This is a genomic window from bacterium (assembly GCA_024742285.1).
Classification (GTDB): Bacteria; Myxococcota_A; UBA9160; order UBA9160; family UBA4427; genus UBA4427.
Genome location: JANSYR010000003.1, coordinates 74256 through 91162, shown reverse-complemented (window position 1 = coordinate 91162; position 16907 = coordinate 74256). Strand labels below are relative to the sequence as shown.

12 protein-coding genes are annotated in these 16907 nt (G+C 68.6%); all 12 read right to left on the bottom strand.

Translation table 11 applies throughout. The annotated features are described in order from the left end of the window. Positions 1-7: 7 nt before the first annotated feature. The 12 genes from NXI30_06850 to NXI30_06795 all read right to left on the bottom strand — a co-directional run bounded on the left by NXI30_06850 (position 8) and on the right by NXI30_06795 (position 16904). Entirely contained in the window at positions 8-1297 is a 1290-nt protein-coding gene (locus tag NXI30_06850; protein MCR9093915.1) for a cyclopropane-fatty-acyl-phospholipid synthase family protein, read from the bottom strand. Further along, positions 1294-2106 carry a DUF1365 domain-containing protein gene (locus NXI30_06845; GenBank protein ID MCR9093914.1) on the bottom strand — a complete coding sequence of 271 codons (813 nt, stop codon included), beginning with the start codon at positions 2104-2106 and terminating at the stop codon, positions 1294-1296. Before NXI30_06845 ends, NXI30_06850 begins: the two co-directional genes overlap by 4 nt. Continuing rightward, a complete protein-coding gene (locus NXI30_06840; protein ID MCR9093913.1) occupies positions 2103-3350 on the bottom strand; it encodes an FAD-dependent oxidoreductase in 1248 nt (415 codons plus the stop codon). The genes NXI30_06845 and NXI30_06840 overlap by 4 nt, the downstream gene beginning before the upstream one ends. Beyond that, positions 3347-4423 carry a cyclopropane-fatty-acyl-phospholipid synthase family protein gene (locus tag NXI30_06835; GenBank protein ID MCR9093912.1) on the bottom strand — a complete coding sequence of 359 codons (1077 nt, stop codon included), beginning with the start codon at positions 4421-4423 and terminating at the stop codon, positions 3347-3349. Before NXI30_06835 ends, NXI30_06840 begins: the two co-directional genes overlap by 4 nt. Before the next feature lie 248 nt (positions 4424-4671). After that, positions 4672-4830 carry a hypothetical protein gene (locus NXI30_06830; protein ID MCR9093911.1) on the bottom strand — a complete coding sequence of 53 codons (159 nt, stop codon included), beginning with the start codon at positions 4828-4830 and terminating at the stop codon, positions 4672-4674. A gap of 87 nt (positions 4831-4917) precedes the next feature. Further along, complete coding sequence (locus tag NXI30_06825; GenBank protein MCR9093910.1) at positions 4918-5721, bottom strand: GNAT family N-acetyltransferase; 804 nt, start codon at positions 5719-5721, stop codon at positions 4918-4920. Positions 5722-5757: 36 nt separating this feature from the next. Then, positions 5758-7599 carry a phosphoenolpyruvate carboxykinase (GTP) gene (locus tag NXI30_06820; protein MCR9093909.1) on the bottom strand — a complete coding sequence of 614 codons (1842 nt, stop codon included), beginning with the start codon at positions 7597-7599 and terminating at the stop codon, positions 5758-5760. 150 nt (positions 7600-7749) lie between these two features. Further along, positions 7750-9177, bottom strand: coding sequence for a GTPase/DUF3482 domain-containing protein (locus NXI30_06815; GenBank protein MCR9093908.1), 1428 nt, complete (start codon positions 9175-9177; stop codon positions 7750-7752). Beyond that, positions 9174-10676: a DUF2868 domain-containing protein gene (locus tag NXI30_06810; GenBank protein MCR9093907.1), complete on the bottom strand. Its 1503-nt coding sequence runs from the start codon at positions 10674-10676 to the stop codon at positions 9174-9176. The genes NXI30_06815 and NXI30_06810 overlap by 4 nt, the downstream gene beginning before the upstream one ends. A gap of 132 nt (positions 10677-10808) precedes the next feature. After that, complete coding sequence (locus NXI30_06805; protein MCR9093906.1) at positions 10809-11435, bottom strand: hypothetical protein; 627 nt, start codon at positions 11433-11435, stop codon at positions 10809-10811. Between the two features lie 82 nt (positions 11436-11517). Further along, positions 11518-12864 carry a PEP-CTERM sorting domain-containing protein gene (locus NXI30_06800; GenBank protein MCR9093905.1) on the bottom strand — a complete coding sequence of 449 codons (1347 nt, stop codon included), beginning with the start codon at positions 12862-12864 and terminating at the stop codon, positions 11518-11520. 170 nt (positions 12865-13034) lie between these two features. Continuing rightward, positions 13035-16904 carry a hypothetical protein gene (locus tag NXI30_06795; protein MCR9093904.1) on the bottom strand — a complete coding sequence of 1290 codons (3870 nt, stop codon included), beginning with the start codon at positions 16902-16904 and terminating at the stop codon, positions 13035-13037. Between the last annotated feature and the right edge of the window lie 3 nt (positions 16905-16907).

The following is a 16907-nucleotide window of genomic DNA, read 5'->3' as shown; positions in this document are numbered from 1 at the left end:
GGGCCGCTCAGCGCCCCGGACGCCAGCCCGACTTGGTGAGCGTCATCTGGACGCAGCCGATCCGGCGCTCCTCGAATCCGGCCTCACAGTAGGCCAGGTAGTAGGCCCACAGACGCTCGAAGGCGCCGCTGTCGTCGACCGAGGCATAGGCCTCCGGTCTCTCGTCGAGGTTCGCGCGCCAACGCCGCAGCGTCTCGGCGTAGTCCGCAGTGATGTCGTGGATGTCCTGGATGCGGAAGTCGCTGACCCGGGCAACGCGATCGGAGATCGCCGCGACCGAGGGCAGGAAGCCGCCCGGGAAGACGTACTTCTTGATGAAGTCCACGTGCCGCTTCGAACGTTCATAGAGCTGATCCGCGATCACGATCGCCTGCAGGCCCATCACGCCGTCGGGCTCGAGCCGATCCGAGCAGACCTGGACGAAGCGGTCGAGGTACTCGGCGCCGACCGCCTCGATCATCTCGATCGACACCAGTCGGTCGTAGCGTCCGGTCAGGTCGCGGTAGTCGTCGAAGCGGACGTCGATCCGGTCGCCCAGACCCGCCGCTTCCACGCGCTCGAGGGCGAGGGCGCGCTGCTCGGCGCTGATCGTCGTCGTCGTGACCTGGCAGCCGTAGTGCTTCGCCGCGTGGAGCGCGAAGCCGCCCCAGCCCGTTCCGATCTCGAGCAGCCGATGGGAGGGGCGCAGATCGAGCTGTCGGCAGAGTCGGTCGTACTTCTCCGTCTGGGCCGACTCGAGGGGCTCGCCGGGAAAGCCGAAGATCGCCGACGAGTAGGTCATCGAGGGATCGAGCATCGCCGCGTAGAAGTCGTTGCCGAGGTCGTAGTGGGCCGAGATGTTGCGACGACTCCCGCCCCGGGTGTTCTTCGTGAGCGGCGAAGCGAGCGTCCGGAGCGCGGACTCGCCGCGCGCGAGGAACGAGTCCAGTCGACCCGAGGGTCCCACGAATCCAGGCTGCGCCACCAGCAGGCGGAGAAGCGCCGGGAGATCGTTGCATTCCCAGTCGCCCTCGATCCAGGACGTACCCGCCCCGAGCGATCCTTCGCGGGCGAGCCGCGCGTAGAGCCGCGGAGAACGCACCCACACCTCGATCGCCTTCCCGCGGCCGTCTCCGAACTCGCGAGTTCCCTCGTCGTCGTGGATTCGGACCGGGCCTCCGACGAGGCCCTCCAGGCGACGGTCGATGGCGGTCTTCGCCCACCGCTGGAAGAGCGACGGCTGTCTCCGCGCGGGTCGGATTCGACGCGACGGCCGAGGCAGGATGCTGGCGGTGCTGGTGCTGGTCGTCGTACTCACGGGGTCCCTCCGGAATCGAGCGGCGGCTCGCCGGCGCGGGCGATCGCGCCCAACCGGCGTGGATGGGGGTGGAAGGGCGCGCGTTTCCAGGCGAGTCGGGCCGCCTGGGAATAGATCCCGACGAGGGTCTCGTAGGGCATGAGGGCGTGACGCAGGACCCCGAGCGGCGGCGTCTCACCGAGCCCGGCCTCGAAACGCAGCTCGAAGCCCGCCTCGAAGACGCGGCGTCCCGCCTGCAGGTTCGTGATCGAGAGACGGAGCCCTTCGTCGGGCTCGCGGAGCGCGAAGACGTAGTCGTGATCCATCTCGAAGAAGGGCGATACGTGCATTCGTTTGGCGAGCGTGTATCGGAGGTCGCCGCGTTCGTCCTCGGTCGGATCCGCGAGCACGTAGGCGTGCCGCTCTCCCCAGGGCGTGTTCGTCACCTCGGCGACGACCGCCTCGATTCCGTTCTGATCCAGGCAGTAGACGAAGCTCACCGGGTCGAAAGTCAGCCCGAAACACCTCGGCTGGGAGACCAGGTACATCGGCCCGGTCGGCGACCGACCGGTCTGCCGAAGCACGGTCTCGGCAACGCACTCGCGAAGCGATCGCGGGGGCGACGTCGGGCTCTCGATCGCGCTACCTGGTAGATGATCCTCCCGACGAAAGCAGATCGGCCATCGACCGGCGAGCGGGAGGACGCCTCCGGGCGCGGCATCGAGCTCGTCGACCTCCGCCAGGGCCAGGAGCAGGTCGCGCGAGAACGCGTGCTCGGGACGGTGGCGGCGATGCCAGAGCCGGCCGCGATAGAAGCCGGGGCGAATCACGCGCCCAGCCTTTCGATCTGCTCCGCGGCGACCAGTCCGCTCCGGACGCCGTCCTCGTGGAATCCGTAGCCCCAGTAGGCGCCGCAGAAGGCGCTGCGCCGTTCCGCCCCCAGACCGTCCTGGTGGCGCTGGACGCGGATCGCATCACGATCGAAGACCGGATGGGCGTAGGCGTAGCGCCCGATCACCTTCTCGGGGTCGATCTCCTCGCTGCTGTTCAGCGTGACGAGGAAGTCGACCGGTGCCTCGATCCCCTGCAGGCGGTTCATGTCGTAGGTGACCGTCGCCGCCTCAGTAGGGTCGTTCGGCACGTGGTAGTTCCAGGCCGATCTCGCCGCCGCGTGGCGCGGGAGGAGCTTCGCGTCCGTATGCAGCACCACGTCGTTCGGCTGGTAGCGGATCGCCCCGAGGACGTCCTTCTCGAGGGGACTCGCGTCCGCCAGCATCCCGAGCGCCTCGTCGCTGTGGCAGGCGAAGACGACGGAATCGAAGGTCTCGACCGACCCGTCGCCGAAGATGAGCTCCACGCGCTCTGCGTCGCGGACGACGCGCTGGACCGGCATCCCGAGTCGGATCCGATCCAGGAAGGGACGAGTCAGCTTCTCGACGTAGCGAGCCGAGCCTCCGGAGACGACTCGCCACTGCGGGCGATCACGCAGACTGAGCAACCCGTGGTTCGCGAAGAAGCGGGCGAAGCGCTCGGCGGGGAAGGCACGCATCTGATCCGGCGGGCACGACCAGATCGCCGCCCCCATCGGCAGCAGATGCTCCTGCTGGAAGTCCCGGCCGAACCCGTGGGCATCGAGGAACTCGCCCAGCGAGCGCTCCGGCTGGGACGAAGCGAGGAGCGCCTTCGCCTCGCGGAAGAAGCGGAGGATCTCGGAGAGCATGCTCCAGAAGCGCGGTCGGACGAGGTTGCTTCGCTGGGCGAAGAGACCGCGGAGCGAGCTGCCCGAGTACTCGAGCCTCGTTCGCTCGGACCGGAAGCCGAAGGTCATGCGCGTCGGCTGGGTCTCGACGCCGAGTTCCTCGAGGAGCGCGCTGAAGTGGGGATAGTTGCGCTCGTTGTAGACGATGAACCCGGTATCGACCGAGTAGGTCGTCCCTTCGAAGGGCACGTCGACGGTATGCGTATGGCCGCCGATCCAGTCGTTTCGCTCGAAGACGTGGACGTCGTGGCGACGATGAAGACGGTGGGCACAGACGAGGCCCGAGATACCGGAACCGATGATCGCGACCTTCATGCGCCCACCTCCGCCGGGCCGCTCGGACGCATCCGCGAGTGCACGACGAACCACTCGCTTCCCTCGTCGAAGGCGAAGAGCTCTTCGCACGCCATGAAGAACATTCGCCATCGTTGGACCGCGCGCTGCGCCTCCGCCTTCGGGAGGTCCTTCTCGAAGATGGCGTCGACCTCGGCGCGTCGGGCGTCGAGCCGGTCCAGCCAGGCGCGCAGCGTCCGCGCGTAGTCCCGGCCGTCGACCCGCCACTGGGACTCGACGGCGAGCGCACTCTTCACGTGCCGCGGGAGGTCGTAGCTCGGCATGATCCCGCCGGAGAAGAAGTTCCGGGCCATCCAGTCGCCGTCGCCGTCGTCCTCGAAGAAGTAGGGATGGTCGCGGTGGCAGAAGACGTGCTGGAAGAAGGCGCCGTCCGGGCGGAGGGCGACGGCGATCCGATCGAAGAGCGCGCCCCAGTTCCGCATGTGTTCGAACATCTCGACGGACACCACGCGATCGAAGCGATCTCGACCGAGATCGAAGGTGGCGGCATCGGCGGTGATCACCTCGACCGGTGCCCAGCCCTCCTGGTCGCAGCGCGCTTCGATGAACGCGCGCTGGGTGCTCGAGTTCGAGACCGCGGTCACCCGGCAATTCGGATAGCGCTCCGCGACCCAGGTGGTGAAGGATCCCCAGCCGCAGCCGAGATCGAGCACGTCCATGCCGTCCTCGATTCCCGCTCGTTCGCAGGCGAGCTGGAGCGTGTGTCGCTCGGCCTCGTCCAGGGAAGCCTCGGGGCTCGGGTACTCGCAGGCGCTGTACTTCCGCTGCGGACCGAGCACCGTCAGGAAGAAGTCGGTCGGGACCTCGTAGTGCTGCTCGTTGGCGAGGTCCGTGTGGGTCGCGACGGCCGCGGTCGCCATCCGCTCGGCGAACTCCGCCGAGGTCCGACCGATCGCCCGCTCGCTCTCGAGGCGCGTACGACAGAGTCGGCGAATCGCCGCGCGCAGGATGAAGTCGGGAACGATCCCTGCCTCCGCTGCATCGACGCCGCGCGAGAGCCACGTGGAAGGAAGCGTGCCCAGCCAATCCGCCATGTCGTCTCCGTCGCCCCCTCCCCCAGGCGACGAACCCTAGGTCCTCGTTCGGCCCGTTCAATGGGCACCGCGAATCGAGGCCGATTTCGGCGCGGATGAGGCGATCGAGGAGCGCAAACGGTGGTCTTCGACCCCGCGAGGCGTCGACCGGTGCCCGGGTTCGCGTCGAGGAGCGGCGAATTCGCGTCATGGACTCCGATAGGGGTCTGGAGACGGGGCTGGAGACGGACGAGCGGACCAGGCGATCATCAGGCGGAGCGCGCCGCACCCTGCACGGGACGCCGATCGGTCATCTCCGCGAAGGCTTCCTCGTATCCCTCGTCGAGCGTGCCCATCCTTCGGTCCCACCCGAGGAAGTAGAGGTCTTGGCCGTTCCGGGCCTTCGCGTCGTGTCGATCGTGGCTCACGCTCGTGTTCGCGTACCTCCCGATCGGGTCGGACGAGAAGCCCCTCGGATCGAGCTGCCGGCCAGACGAGATTCCTGGAAGGACGGCTCAACCTTTCGGGGTCTTCAGCCACTCCCAGGTCAGGCACGTCGACCGGAAACCCATCGCCGCATACGCGTTCTTCGGCGTGTCGTCGGCGAACGCCCCGATCAGGACCTGCTCCGCACCCCGCGCCCGGGCGTCCGCGACACAATGATGGATCAGCGCGCGGGCGTATCCCCGGCCGCGATGACTCGGGAGCGTGAAGAGGTCCTCGACCATCCCGACGCCGCCTTCCCCCGGCCAGGAAGAGAAGAAGGCCACCGGCTCGTCTCCGTCCCAGGCCAGGAAGAAACGGACCTGATCGCGACAGATCCTCCGCGTCTCCTGCATCTGCGCCGTCACTTCCGGCGTGAAGATCGCGCGACCGGTCCGCTCGTTCGTCTCGACGTGATCCGCCCGCACGAGACGATCGAGGTGGCCCCAATCCGCTTCGCTCACGACGGGGCGGATCTCGTGGTCCCGGGGCGTCGGCCCCTGGAGCGGCCCCGTGAGCAGGCCCTGCCAGACCGGCTCCGCCCGGAAGTCCGCCTCGACGAGTCGCGCCTGGAAGACCGGATCGACGAAGGGCACGGTGATCACGAAGCGGTAGTCGCGTTGGCCGAGCTGCGCCTCGAAGAACGCGAACACGGCATCGACGTCGAGCGCGCGCCCGGGATCGAGCTGCAGGTGGTTCACCATGTAGATGAGCGGCGTCCGGTCCTGACGTACGACGCGACAGCCCGGCCCCTCGATCGTCTCCGCCGGCAGCCGTAGGGACGCGAGATACGTTCGGCAGAGCGCGCGGGCGTCTTGCAGGTTCGGCGACGTCATGGAGCGGGGGAGCGATCGGCGCCGCGCCGCGCGGACCTAGGCCTCGCGCAGGCGCTTCTCGAGGGCGTCGAGCTCCGCCTCGAGATCCGCGGGCATGTGATCCCCGAAGCCCGCGTAGAACTCGCGGATCTTCGGAATCTCGGAGAGCCAGCCCTCGACGTCGACGGACGTCAGGGTTTCGAGGGCCGCGGACGAGAGATCGAGACCGTCGAGGTCGAGCTCCCCCTCCCCCGGCAGCGTCCCGATCGGCGTCTCGACGCCACTCACCTTCTCGGCGCAGCGCTGGTACACCCACTTGAGGACCCGGCTGTTGTCGCCGAACCCGGGCCACAGGAACGAGCCGTCGTCGCCCTTCCGGAACCAGTTCACGTAGAAGATGCGCGGGAGCTGGGCGCCTTTGCGCTGGCCGATCGACAGCCAGTGGGCCCAGTAGTCCGCCATGTTGTATCCGCAGAAGGGCAGCATGGCCATCGGGTCCCGACGCAGCTCCCCGACGGTCCCGGCCGCCGCCGCCGTCTTCTCGCTCGAAATGATCGAGCCGAGGAAGGTCCCGTGGTTCCAGTCGTGGGCCTCGTGGACCAGGGGGACGACCGTCGCACGGCGCCCACCGAAGAGAATGGCCGAAATCGGGACGCCGTTGGGGTCTTCCCACTCGTTCGCGATCACCGGGCACTGCTTGGCTGGCGCCGTGAAGCGCGCGTTCGGATGGGCTGCCGGGTCGTCGTTCGAAGGCGCCCAGTCATTGCCACGCCAGTCGATCAGGTGGTCGGGCGCTTCACCCATGTCTTCCCACCAGACGTCGCCGTCGTCGGTCTTCGCGACGTTCGTGAAGATGCAGTTCTCGTCGAGCCCGCGCATCGCGTTCGGGTTCGACTTGTCGCTCGTGCCCGGCGCCACGCCGAAGAAGCCCGCCTCGGGATTGATCGCGTAGAGCCTTCCGTCCTGGCCGAACTTCATCCAACAGATGTCGTCGCCGACGGTTTCGATCTCCCAGCCGTCGAGGACCGGCTGCATCATCGCGAGGTTCGTCTTGCCGCAGGCGCTCGGGAACGCCGCCGCGACGTATTTGCTCTCGCCAGCGGGCGACGTGAGCTTGAGGATCAGCATGTGCTCGGCGAGCCAGCCCTCGTCCCGGGCCATCGCCGAGGCGATCCGGAGTGCGAAGCACTTCTTGCCGAGCAGCGCGTTGCCGCCGTAGCCCGAACCGTAGCTCCAGATTTCGCGCGTCTCGGGGAAGTGCACGATGTACTTGTTCTCGCCGTCGCAGGGCCAGGCCACGTCCGCCTGTCCGGGCTCGAGCGGGGCGCCCACGGAATGGAGGCACGGCACGAACTCGCCCTCGTCCCCGAGGACGTCGAGCACGCGGGCGCCCATGCGCGTCATGATCCGCATGTTCGCCACGACGTAGGGGCTGTCCGAGATCTGCACGCCGATGTGCGCGATGTGCGAACCGATCGGCCCCATCGAGAACGGGATGACATACATGGTCCGCCCGCGCATGGAGCCCTCGAAGAGCTCGCGCAGGGTGCCGCGCATTTCCGCCGGATCCCGCCAGTTGTTGGTCGGGCCGGCGTCGGCCTCGTTCTCGCAGCAGATGAAGGTGCGGTCCTCGACCCGGGCGACGTCCGCCGGATCCGACTGGACGAGGTAGCTGTTGGGGCGCTTCGCGTCGTTCAGGCGCTCCGCCGTCCCGGTCTCGAGCATGATCTCGAACATCCGGTCGTACTCGGCCTGCGAGCCGTCACACCATTCGATGCGATCGGGGCGCGTGAGGGCGGCGATCTCGTCCACCCAGGCGAGGAGGCGCGCGTTGCGCGTGGGCGCGTCGGCCTCGGACGTGGGGGGCTCGGCGGCGGACGGCGCGTCGTGATCCGTCATTCTCGGGCTCCATTCGGGCTGCGCCCCGAAGGAGGCGTCCCTGGCGAAACGATATCGCCCTCTTCCCCTCTCGCGAGGGTCCTGCAACCCGAAATTGCGTCAGGGCGTTCCTGGCTCTTCAAGTAGGTGCCCTCCAGAGCAGATCGGGACTCACTCGATCGGCCGCTCGTCCGCATCCTCCTCGAGAATTGCCGCCGTAATGCCGGTCAGTTCCTCGATCGCGGCGCGGTAGCGAGGCGATCCCGGTGCCTGCTTCCGCAGCGCGCCGAAGATCCGGGCCAGGCTTCGCTGATGCGCCGCGTCGAGGGGAAGTGCGGCCCCTCCTTCGCCCCCGGACTCCAGCGCCATCACGTCGCGCCGAGCGTGGGTCCGAGCGGCGACGAGGCCCGCGTGGAAGCGAGCCCGCCCGAAGAGCACGAACGGGAAGTTCGGATTCTTCGAAGGCCCGAAGCGCGCGAGCCGCCCTCCGAGCGGGCGATCCACGACGGAGAGCTCGGCGAGACGATCGGCCCCCAGCCAGCCGAGGACGCCGCCGACCGCCCCCCCGATCGCCGTGCCGACCAGGAAGGCCGCTCCCCCGACGGAGGCATCGATCACCCCGCCGGTCGCGGCCCCGCCGATCGCCCCGACGGTCACGAGGTCCCGCCGTCGCAGGCCGAAGGCGAGCCAGGTCCCTTCGTCGAAGAGATCCGCCTCGAGCAGCTCGAGGGCGCTGGCCGTCGCCTCGAGCTCACGATGGCCATGGAGGCGCTGAACGCGGCTCCGGTGGGCCGATTCGAGCGCGTCGAGGGCAGCGCGATACTCGCGTTCGAGGGCCGCCTCGTGGGCCCGGACGTCCTCCGAGGGGCCGAGCTTCTTCTCCGTGGCCAGCGCGAGCCCGTCAGCCACGAAATGCGCGATCTCGAGGGCCGTCTCGCGACGACGCTGGTCCCGGGCCGCGTCGAGAACGGCGACGGCCTCGGCGATCGGTGCCCGCCAGTCGGCCTCCAGCTCCGCGAAGGCCAGGAGCAGCTGCCGGCGCGTCTCGAAGTCCGCGTGGAGCGCGTCGATCACCCGCACGATTCGGAAGAACTGACCGAGGGCCGCCTCCCAGTCCGCCACGTGGTCCCGCCGCCCGATCGGATTGACGACCGCGAGGCTCGGCCGCCCGGTCCAGCGGAGCACCTCCATCTCGGCCTCGTACTCGGGACCGTAGGGCACACCGCCGTCGACGACGTAGAGGATGCCCGCGCCTTCGACGAGGGGACGCAGGAGCTCGCACTCGTCGGGAAACCGCTCCGCGTGGCCGGGCGCGGCGACGAACTCGGCGACGAGCCGGGGACGGTCGGCGGCCGTCGACGGCTCCGCCGCAGCGCGCTCCTGGAGCCAGGTGAGCACGCGCCGGGCGCGTTGGAACCCGGGCGTGTCGATCAGCGTATACAGGAGGCGACCCTCGACGCTCATCGGGTACTCGCGAGTCCGCAGCGTGGTCCCCGGCGTCGGCCCGATCCCCACGCTGTCGTCCTCGGCCAGCGTCGCGACGAGACTCGACTTGCCCTTGTTCGGGTGGCCGACGACGGCCAGGCGGGGCGTACTCATCCCGCGCCCTCCACCGCGCTCCGGACCTCGGCGCAGACGAGCCCGGGATCACCGAGGGTCGAGAGCTTGCGACGCCACGCGTCGTGATCGCCGGGCCCGCCGCCGATCAGGAACACCGCGAGCGCCCGGTCGCCGCCGACGGCGGCGCGAAGATCCGTGAGGAAGTCGAGGAACTCGAGCATCGGCGGCTCGTACGCGCGAACGCAGATCGCGACCCGACCCGCCGCGCCGGCGATCTCGGCGATCCGCTCCGCGTCCTCTGCGAGGCTTCGGCGACCGCCGGCGTCGCGCAGCCGGAACGGCGCCTCGGACCCGGCGAGGCGCGCCCAGCCCGCGTCGTCGACCGATTCGGCCCAGGCGATCGCGAACGAGTCGTCTTCGGCGGCGGCGATCCAGGCGGACGAGTCGACGCAGTCGAGCCGCCCCGCCGCGGCGTGACCCGTCTCGCCCTCCTCTTCCAGCGCTCGCGTGTCGACCGGCGGCGCGAGCAGCCGCTCGATCAGCCGATCGACCCCCGGCGTCTCCGCGATCGCGCTCGCGCACTCGGTGCCGAGGCGTCGCTCGGCGAAGCCCGCCGCCAGGGCGCGCGGAACGATCGCGTAGGCGACGAGCGACATGACGAGGAAGGGCCACCAGGCGCCGTAGGCGATCGGGTCGATGAAGTGGACGTGGGGGACGTCGGGGGCGACGCGGAAGTACCGCGTGGTTTCGACCAGATCGAGGGTCGGCGCGGCCTCCGGCCAGAGGCCCGCCCACGGCGCTGCGAAGCCCGCCACGAGCGCATGGACGCGCGCGGCCTCGACGTCGAGGGTCGTGCTCCACCCGAAGGCGAGATCCGTGAAGACGACGTGTCCGAGGGTCGCGAGCAGGGCGCCTCCAGCGAAGGCGAGGCCCATCGTCTGGGACCAGGCGAAGAGGAGTGCGCGCCGGGCCCGCGCGTAGCGTCGATCCTGGGCGGACAGGCGTCCGACCAGCACTTCGACGTCGTCCCGAACGCTCTGCGGCAGGAGGGCGCGGACCCCGCGTCCGAGCGTCAGCGCGCGCCATCCCCCTCCCCCGCCCGCGCTCGACCCCCGATTCGCCCAGGCGGCGGCCGCAACGGCCATCAGGAGGAGGAGGCCGGGAAGCAGGACGAGGAGGCCGACGAAGAGGACGATGTTGACGCGGCCTTCGTGGACCTCGATCCGGAGGAGCGCCGCGGCGGCGCTCCACCCGAGCGCGAGGCCGACGGCGAAGAGGATCCAGCGCGCCATCGACAGCGCCGACCCGACGCGCTCGATCCGCGCGCGCGTCGACGGTCCCGGCGCGTTCGCCAGCCAGTGACGCACGATCGCGAGGCCGTCCGCGGGCGTCGCGTCGCCGCCGATCTCCCGATCGAGTCGCCGCCGATCCCGCTCGTCGAGCGCGTCGCGTTCCGCCAGCGCGAGCGCGACGCCGACCAGCTCCGCCGGCCGCGCGCGACCGCGGACCCGCACGCGTTCGCCGTCCGAGGGCTGCATTGGCGACCGTCTCGCCCCACCCGAGAGTTGCATCGACGAGAGACTAGCTCGCGTGGCAGGATGGCGGAGCCGGGGGCGAGATCGGACCCGCGAGCGGCTCGGCGATCTCGAGCCGCCTTTCGGGCGCGGTCGCTACCGCGGTCGGCCCACCGCGCCGAGCCAGGTGAGCCCGAGCCCCACGAGAAGCGCGGGACCGGGCTCGAGGATGCCGCTTACGGCATAGGGGATCGAGACCACTGGATAGGATGTGCCGTCGACGTCGCTGACGTAGGCGTCGCCGAACGGCCTCAGCGCCCCCACCTCGATCGCTCCCGCGCCGAAGCCGATCACCCGCAAGGTCAGGGTAAAGACTTCCGGGCCGGCGCTGTAGGTCCCTAAAGTGGACACGCCATCGAAGAGAACGACGTTGTCACCATTGTCGATCGGGCCTGGAAGGACGCTCTCGATCCCGTCGCTGATGAATCCGAAGCCGATGTCGCGCCCGAAGATTTCTCCATTCGGGGAACCCGGTCCACCGAAGTTCGGAACCGTCGCCGAGCGGAAAGCCAGGTCATCGCCCAGGCCCGCCGCACGCAGGGTCAGGCCACGCGCCTCGCCGGGCAGGTCCGTGGTCAGGGTGATCGTGAAGGTGACGTCCGAATCGGGGATCAATCGGAGAGGATCCACATCCGACGTCACTTCGATGTGCAGCGCGGACACTGCGGTCCCGGCGCACACGAACACCAGACAACCTGCGATCAGGGAAGCGATCCGCCTCATCCGTTTCTCCACGGCGCCGACCTTCCCAGAGGCTCAGACTAGCACGCGCGGCTCGCGGATGGCCGGCGCCCCGCGACTCCGTTCAGTCGCCTCGAATCGATCGCCCCCGTCGCGCGGCCAGAGCGCCGAGCAGACCGACGCCGACGAGAAGCGCGATCGTGGACGAGGGCTCGGGGGTGAACACCAGGTTCATGCCGGCGAGCACGGGATAGATCCCGGTGGAGCCGCCGGCAGGATCCTTCCGGGCCGCGTAGCCGCCGGCCACCAGGCCCAGACTGCGCCGTTGCCCCGTCGCGAAGGGAGAAGTCGCGTCATGCCCGCGACCGCGGACCGTGACGGTGTTGACGAACGAATCCCACCGCGAGACGACCGTGACCGTCACCGTACCCGTCGTCCAGGGAAAGGCATGCCGAACCGTGGTGACGCCGGGAGGCTGGAAGGGGCCGGGGCCGCCGTTCGTGTCGAACCCGACCACGACGTTGCAGCCCGCCGGAAGCGCCGGCGCCGCCGTCGTCGTGCAGAATCCGCCCGGCAGTGGATCGTGCGTACCCAGCCCAAAGGTCTTGAGCGCGCCTGCGTCCTGAACGGCGGTGACGATGTAGTCCCAGCCCATCCCGGCCCGAAGCTCAGGATTTCCGCTCACGTCGTCGCCGGTCGGATAGCGGAGGAGGACCGGCGCCTGCGCGGGGGTGCCGAACACGTCGATGTTCGGCCCTCCGAGGTAGACATCGCCGCTCCCGTCGAGGAGCAGACCGGCCGTCCCGCTGAAGCCGCTTCCGCCGCGATACGTCACGGTGATCCAACCCGAGCGCACTGGTCTGGAGGTGAACGGGACAGAAGCGGTGTACGTCGTGTCGAGCGCGCGGCGGTAGCGATAGTCCGGATCGGTCGTCGCGAGGCCGTTGTTCTGCCCGAAGGCGGACAGGTTCGCCGTCGAGAACGTGCGTGGGGCGAAGACGCGCGTGTTCGGATTGGGAACGAAGCCCGGATCCATCCCGGTCAGACCGAGGTGCTTGTCCCGCTCGGCGGCGGGGGCGATCGCGTCGAACGACGTGGCGCGGTAGATCGCGACGGCCCCCAGTACTGGCGTCGCCTGGGTCCGGTCCTGGTGCATGAAGCCCGTGGGCAACGTGAAGGGCGCGCCCACACTCCGTGGATCGCCGGCGATCGATGTCGCTCCGGGCACCCCGATCGCCGGCGCTTCCGTGCGCGCCAACCCCACCTGGCCCCAGAACTTCTGTTGCTTGAAGTGGCAGCGCGCGTTGTCCGCGGATGCGTCGCAGGGGACGACGGGCGGGTTCAACGGAATGTTCAGCACGACTCCGCTCGACTCGTGGTAGTTGCCCACGAGACCGATCGCCTGCGCGCTCGTCGCGATGCCGAGCACCAGCAACGCGACGACGATCGCGCTTCGCCATCTCTCGGACATCGGCGTTCCTCGCGGATCGAACCCTCGCATCGCCGGCGACACGCTTCACGGGCGACCCAGGGGCTTCCCCGGCCGACGCGTGCACGCGCAGCGCCGTTCCGGCTTCGCTTCACCCTACCATGCGGAGCCTTGCGGATCCGAAAGTTCGGTCCGTGCGGACCGACGTCCGCTCAGTCCTTGACCGTCCAGACGCGCCCCTGCTCGGTCAGATACAGCTTCTTCATCTCCTCGAGATTGAAGGGACGCGAGCCGAGGCGGCCGAGAACGGCGATCTGATGGCCCGTCTCATCCACGGCGCGGTCGCGCTCGAGGGGTCGCGAGACCGCGAGGGCCTCGCTCTTCGTCTTGCGCCAGGCGATCAGCTTCGGGTTGGGCGCGGGGCTGAAGCCGTAGAACTTCGGGTTCAGCTCCGGCGACGTCAGCTGCAGGACCTTCAGACCGTTCGCCCCGTCCGCCACGTAGGCGAAGAGCGAGGCGTTGGTCGTCGCGACGGCGACGTCCTGGGCGTCGTCCAGTTGACCGTCCGCGGTGTACCGCATGAAGACCGTAGGCTTCTCCGGCTGCTCGACGTCGACGATCACGAGGCCTTCCGAGCCCGCCGCCACATAGGCGTAGGTCCGGGAGACCATCACGCGCCGCGCCTCGGCGAGGGGGACGGTCGCCCCTTCGACGATCCGCGGCTTCGCCGGGTCCGTCACGTCGACGACTTCGAGCCCGTTCGCCGTCGTCGCGAAGAGGTAGCGGAACTGCACCATCGTCCCGCGCGCCCCGGAAAGCGGAATCGTCGATAGCACCTTCGGCTCGAGCGGATCGTCGAGGTCGACGATCACGACGCCCGCCTTCGCGGACACGTAGAGCAGATGCCCCGCGAAGTGCGCGTAGTTCGCGCCGTCGAGCACGCCGTTCGGATTCCAGGTGATCGCCCGGTCGAAGAAGTTGTTGCGCGGCTCGAAGTCGGTCAGCGTCTCGTTGTTGACCAGGATCAAGCCCTCTTCCGCGTCGGTGACTGCGACGTAGCTGTAGATGGGATGCATCGGCTGCTCGAGGTTCACCTGCTGGGCGAGGTCCGTCCGGTTGAGTTCGGGTCGCAGGAGCTGCGTCGTCGGGAGCGCCACGCAGGTCGCGTTCTTCGACTTGATCCGTACGTTCTGGCCGAGCGGCGAGAAGGGAGCGGTGATGATCCGCTCGGAGAAGCCCTTCGTGCCGATCGTCGAGACGTCGAAGGCCTGCATGCCCTTTCGGCCCTCTGCTGCATAGAGGTACTCGCCGCGGAGCTGGATGCACTCGACGCGACCCGAATGATGGGTGTACTCGCCGTCGTAGAGGGCGTCTCGGATCCCCGTCCACTCGGGCAGCTCGCGCGAGAAGAACTGGCGGAGGCGCTTCACCCAACCGGGATCGCCGTCCTGGTAGCCCGGTGTGACCATCGTCAGCTCGCGTTCGCGGTCCTCGTGCTCCTGGAAGTAGTCCGGATAGGCGTATTCGTGGAGGTAGCTCCCGATCACGGCCTGGGGCTCGTCCCATTCCGTCACCTGGATCGCGACGACCTCTTCGTCGGTCCCGACCCAGGCGTTGAAGCCCATGAAGTTCACGAAGTTGGTCCCGAGCAGGAGGAGCTGGGCCATGATCGCGTTGTTGTCGTTGGACTCGGAGACGTGGCAGTCCTCGCATCCCTTGGTCTCGGCCTTGCGAACCGTGTGCGGGAAATGCGGTGCGAAGGCCTGCGCGGAATAGCCGCCGGCGGAGACCGGCTGCTGCTGGATGTAGATCCGGTTGCGGTTGATGTCCGTCGAGGAGAGGACGAGGGCGGAGCTCGATCGGATGGGCGCGATGATCCCGTCCTTGACCGTGCCGTGCTTGCCGAGCTGGAACATCTGGTCGCGGGCGACCTGCGGGTTGTAGGTCGCGAAGTTCCGACTCGTCTTGGCGTCGTACTTGTGGATCTCGGTCTTCCAGTTCGCCTGGATCGTCAGGTGGCAGCCGCCACAGCTCGTGACCCAGGAGCTGTGGCAGGAGAAGCAGGCGATGTCGTCGTCGCCGTGGGCACGATCCGCCTTCGCGACGCCCGTGCCCCAGGACTGGTCCGTCCCCTTCGACATCATCTTCGCCCGGGCGGCCTTCCGGTTGTACTCCGGGTTGCCCGGCGTCACGGAGTCCTTCACCTGGCTGACCTGGAACTCGTTGTGGGGCGGGAGCAGCAGGCGCTGGTAGAGCTTTCCGCCGCGCCACTCAAAGCGCTTGCGGTTGTCGGCGTTGCGCAGGCGGGAGAGGTCGCGGCCATCGGGGGGCGACGCCGGCCCGGACGTCTTGAGGGTCGCGTATTCGTCGGCCGTGCCGTGGCAGTCGCGGCAGCGGATGTTCACTTCCGCCGCGACCTCGCCGTGGAGCTCGCCGTTGCCGTGGGCGTCGTCGGCGAAGTGGCAATCGGCGCACTGCATGCCGATCTCGGCGTGGATGTCGCGCATGTGGACCGCGCGATCGAACTTCTCCTTGTTGGAGAGGCCTTCGGGAATCGCGTTGCCCGCGGCGTCGAGGAGCGTGCCGTCCCGCGAGCGCTTGAAGATCGCGCGGAAGTTCCAGCCGTGACCGTGATAGTCGGCGAACTTCGTGTCCTTCGTCTCCGGGTTCACCTCGGTATGGACCTCGGCGAGGAACTCGACGTCGGCCCACTTGCCCTTGTAGGACGCCTCTTCGGGATTGCGCTCGAGGACTTCGAGCTGCTCGGAGTAGTTCGGGTACTGCTGCTCTTCGGGCCACATGAGCGGTGCGTCGGACTCGTAGTCCCACATCGTGTATCCGAGATACGAATTGAGGAACATGTTCGGCTGATGCATGTGGCAGTTCATGCACTGGGAGGTCGGGATCGCGCGGGAGAAGGCGTGCTTGATCGGGTGCCCCCACTCCTTCTCGCCCTTCTCGTTCTTCAGGTTCGCGATCATCGGATCGACGGTCTGGGTCTGACCGCGATTGCCGTACTTGGCGTAGGAGCCGGAGCTGTACCACTCGCGGTCGTTCGCGTAGACCACGTGGCAGCCGGCGCAGCCCGAGCTGCGGAAGTCGCCAGGCTGATCCTTGGTACCCATGAACCACATGTTCGGATCGTTTAGCCGCGTCTTGTGGATGTTCAGGACCGGGATCGAGACGCGGTTGCCCGTGCCGGGGCCGCGAAAGGACGCGCGCACGTCCGGCTTGCCCGGCTCTTCCTCCGGGTTCGGGATTCCCGTCTCCGGAAAGAAGCTGTTCACGTTGCGGCCGCCGCGCTCGAAGATCCGGAAGATGTCGGCCGGCGGAACCGTCTCCCATGCGGGAAGCGGAAACGCCATCTGCATGACGCCCATGTCCGATTGCTCGCGAGTCACTTCGAAGCGTGCCTGGATCGCGGCAGGCTTGCCTTCGCGGGTGTAGGCCTCGCCGAGGATGTAGCGCTTGAAGGGGACGATCCCGTTGTTGTAGGAGCCACCGCCCCACAGCATCGCGCCCGTCGCCATGATCGAGCGTTTCGCCTTGTCCACGATCGTCTGGTGGCAGGCACCACAGGCCTCGTCGGCGACGCGGTAGTCCGAGGGGTTCACGAAACGGACGTACTCGGGGCTCTCCAGATTGAGGAGCGCGTAGGTCCGTTGCTCGTTTCGACGGTTCTTCCACGTCTCGGGCATGGCGGGCTGGACGTGGGCCCGCGCCTTCGCCTCGAGGAACTCGGCGGAGCCCGGGTCGTAGTCGCTCGTGACCGCCGTGGCGTCGCCGCCGTGGCAGTCCGTGCAGCCGAGGACGACCGAACGCTGCGGATGCATCGTCGCCTCGTCGGACTTCGTATGACACGTCACGCAGCCCGCCGTCTTCACCGCCGCCTCGGTCTCGGTCTGATCCGCCGGTGCCGGGGGATAGACCGGATACTCGATCTCGAGGGGCGTCTCGCCTTCCGCCGCGGTCGACGGACTCTCCGCGCCGAGGATCGCGAGGACGAGGAAGCCCGCGACCGTCGCCGCGATCACGGCCGCCGAAGAGAGGAACGGGGAACGGTTCTTTTCGTGTTCGGTCATCAG